Origin of the sequence: Mesorhizobium sp. M1A.F.Ca.IN.022.07.1.1 (genome assembly GCF_003997575.1) — a bacterium.
Taxonomy (GTDB): Bacteria; Pseudomonadota; Alphaproteobacteria; order Rhizobiales; family Rhizobiaceae; genus Mesorhizobium.
Window position 1 is genome coordinate 1 of record NZ_RZST01000519.1, and the last position, 2,804, is coordinate 2,804.

Below are 2,804 nucleotides of genomic sequence, written 5' to 3' on the forward strand. Positions count from 1 at the left end.
GCTCTGTGCTGGCTTGATCGCGCGTCTTTTGATTGCCGGGAGGGAAAGCATGACGGCCGCTGACTATGAACTTCTCGATCCGCGTTTTTCGCGGCTGTTCAACGCCAATGAGCGGGTTGAGAAGCTGTTCACCGGGTGCCGGTGGGCGGAAGGCCCGGCCTGGTTCGCCGCCGGCCGCTACCTCGTCTGGTCCGACATCCCCAACAACCGCATGCTGCGCTACGATGAGACCGATGGCAGCGTCAGCGTCTTCCGCCAGCCGTCCGGCAATTCCAACGGCAACACCGTCGACCGGCAGGGCCGGCTGATCACCTGCGAGCATTCGGGCCGCCGCGTCAGCCGCACCGAGCCTGACGGTTCGGTCACCACCGTCGCCGACAAATGGCGCGGCAAGCGGCTCAACTCGCCCAACGACGTCGTCGTCCGTTCCGACGGCTCGATCTGGTTCACCGATCCCGCCTACGGCATCGACAGCGATTATGAAGGCGACCACGCCGAGAGCGAGATCGGCGCCTGCAATGTCTACCGCGTCGACCCCGGCACGGGCGAGATCGATGCCGTCATCACCGACATGGTCAGGCCCAATGGGCTCGCCTTCTCGCTCGATGAAAGCCTGCTTTATGTCGCCGACACGGGCCGCACCCATGGCGCCAAGAACCCCGCGCATATCCGCGTCTTCAATGTCGGCAAGGCCGGCAAGAAGGTCTCGGGCGGCAAGGTCTTCGCCGACTGCACGGCCGGCCTGTTCGACGGCTTCCGGCTCGACGAAAGCGGGCGCATCTGGACGAGCGCCGCCGACGGCATCCATTGCTACGAGCCGGACGGCACGCTGATCGGCAAGATCAAAGTGCCGGAAGTCGTCGCCAACTGCGTCTTCGGCGGCGCCAAGCGCAACCGCCTCTACATCTGCGGCACCACCTCGCTCTATGTGGTCTGGCTGATGGTGAATGGGGCGAAGACCTATTGACCGGCATCGGCGTCAGCGGCCGCGGATAAAGCCGGCGAAAGCCCGAACCGCGTCGCGCATCGCCTGCCGACTGGTCGGCTCAGCCAGGATTTCTTCCACCTCCGGCGGCTTCTTGCCGAGCAGCGCGATCTCGAGCGCGGTCTCTTCGTAAAGCGCGAAGGACATCGTGCGCATGGTCTCGGCAAGGGCGGCGCGGGCAAAGAGCGAGCGCGGCGAGACGTGCACCAGCAACGCCGGCTTGCCGACGGCGGCGTCGCGCGACACCAGCCAGTCGAGCGCGTTCTTCATGCCGCCCGGCACGCCATGGGCGTATTCGGGACAGGAGACGATGACGCCATCGGCGCGGGTGACGGCCTCGATCAGGTATCTTGCCTCACACGGCGTGCGCTCGCCCTCTTCATCCGGGTTGAAGATCGGCAAGCGGCCGAGCCCGTCATAGACGGTGACGCGGCAATCCGCAGGCACGTTGGCGGCAAGCGCCGCGACAAGGGCCGAATTCGTCGAGGCGGCGCGCAGGCTGCCGGATATGGCGAGGAGGTTCAGCAAGGGTGACGGGGGCGGTTCGGACGAATCGTGCCCGGGAGCCTACCACATGGTCTGCCGGTAATCGTCGTCCAGTTCGCGGTCGATCTCGCCGGCGCTCTCTGTAAGCGCCAGCTGGTCGCGGATGATCTGGCCGAGCGTCGGCAGGCTCGCCCGGTCATACCAGGTCTCCGGCTCCCACAGCTCGGAGCGCATAAAGGCCTTGGCGCAGTGCATGTAAGCGGCCTTGACCGTCACCACGATGACGCTCAGCGGCTCCTTGCCGTCGACGGCCAGGCGGGCGCGCAGTCCGGCGTCGATGGTTATGTGGGCTTCGCCGTTGACGCGCAGCGTCTCGTTCATGCCGGGAATGAGGAAGAGCAGCCCTACCGACGGGTAACGAACGATGTTTTCCAGCGTGTCCAGCCGGTTGTTGCCTGGACGGTCAGGGATGGCGATGGTGGAACTGTCGAGGATGGCGGTGAAGCCGGGCTTGTCGCCCTTCGGGGTCACGTCGGCATTGCCGGCGCCGTCGGAGGAGCCGATCAGCACGAATGGGCTCTTGCCGATGAAGGAACGGCAGTGGCCATCGAGCGCCTTGAGTTCCTTGCGGATCGACCCGTCGGTCGGCCGCGGCGTCTTGTAGATCGTCCTCAGCTCATCGCGCGTGGTGAGGAATTCCATGCCGCCCCCTCCCCGGAACCTGCTCTATTTACTCGCCTGCTCTTCCTTGGCTTTTTCCTCCAGCGAGTGGCGCATGATCAGCGGCATCTGGCTGAAGGTGAAGAGAAGCGTGATCGGCATGATGCCCCAGACCTTAAAGGTAACCCAGGCATCGGTTGAAAAATTCCGCCACACGACTTCATTGACGAGGGCCAGGACGAGGAAGAACAGGCCCCAGCGGAAGGTGAGCTTGCGCCAGCCTTCGGCATCGAGGCTGAAAGCCGAGTCGAAGACGTAGCCAAGCAGCGACTTGCCGAAGAAAAGGCCGCCGAGCAGCACGCCGCCGAACAGCGTGTTGACGATGGTCGGCTTCATCTTGATGAAGACGTCGTCCTGCAAATAGAGCGTCAGCGCGCCGAAGATAAGGACGACGACGCCCGACACCAGCGGCATGATCGGCAAGGTGCGGGTGAGCAGCCACGAGGCGATCAGCGCCAAGGCGGTGGCGGCCATGAACAAGCCGGTGGCGACGAAGATCGGGCCGCCGAGCTCGGCCAAGGCCGGAAATTTCTGCGCCAGCCATTCGCCGCGCGCATTGGCGAAAAAGAAGACCAGCAGCGGCCCGAGCTCGAGCACCAGCTTGAGCGGCGGG

The 2,804-nt window shown here is 64.8% G+C and carries 4 protein-coding genes; 1 reads left to right on the forward strand and 3 read right to left on the reverse strand.

Annotated elements, in window-relative coordinates; genetic code table 11:
* Positions 1-49: 49 nt before the first annotated feature.
* Positions 50-967: an SMP-30/gluconolactonase/LRE family protein gene (locus EOA75_RS31475; RefSeq protein ID WP_127326023.1), complete on the forward strand. Its 918-nt coding sequence runs from the start codon at positions 50-52 to the stop codon at positions 965-967.
* Positions 968-979: 12 nt separating this feature from the next.
* Here EOA75_RS31475 and EOA75_RS31480 read toward each other — a convergent pair whose 3' ends face one another.
* Genes EOA75_RS31480 through EOA75_RS31490 form a run of 3 tightly spaced genes read right to left on the reverse strand, consistent with a single transcriptional unit; the run spans position 980 to position 2,791 of the window.
* Positions 980-1,513 (reverse strand): NADPH-dependent FMN reductase, encoded by a 534-nt coding sequence (locus EOA75_RS31480; RefSeq protein ID WP_127326025.1) that lies wholly within the window; start codon positions 1,511-1,513, stop codon positions 980-982.
* Positions 1,514-1,552: 39 nt separating this feature from the next.
* Positions 1,553-2,173, reverse strand: coding sequence for a pyridoxamine 5'-phosphate oxidase family protein (locus EOA75_RS31485; RefSeq protein ID WP_066991742.1), 621 nt, complete (start codon positions 2,171-2,173; stop codon positions 1,553-1,555).
* Positions 2,174-2,197: 24 nt separating this feature from the next.
* On the reverse strand, positions 2,198-2,791 hold the full coding sequence (locus EOA75_RS31490) for a septation protein A (RefSeq protein ID WP_245466797.1): 594 nt from the start codon (positions 2,789-2,791) through the stop codon (positions 2,198-2,200).
* Positions 2,792-2,804: the final 13 nt, after the last annotated feature.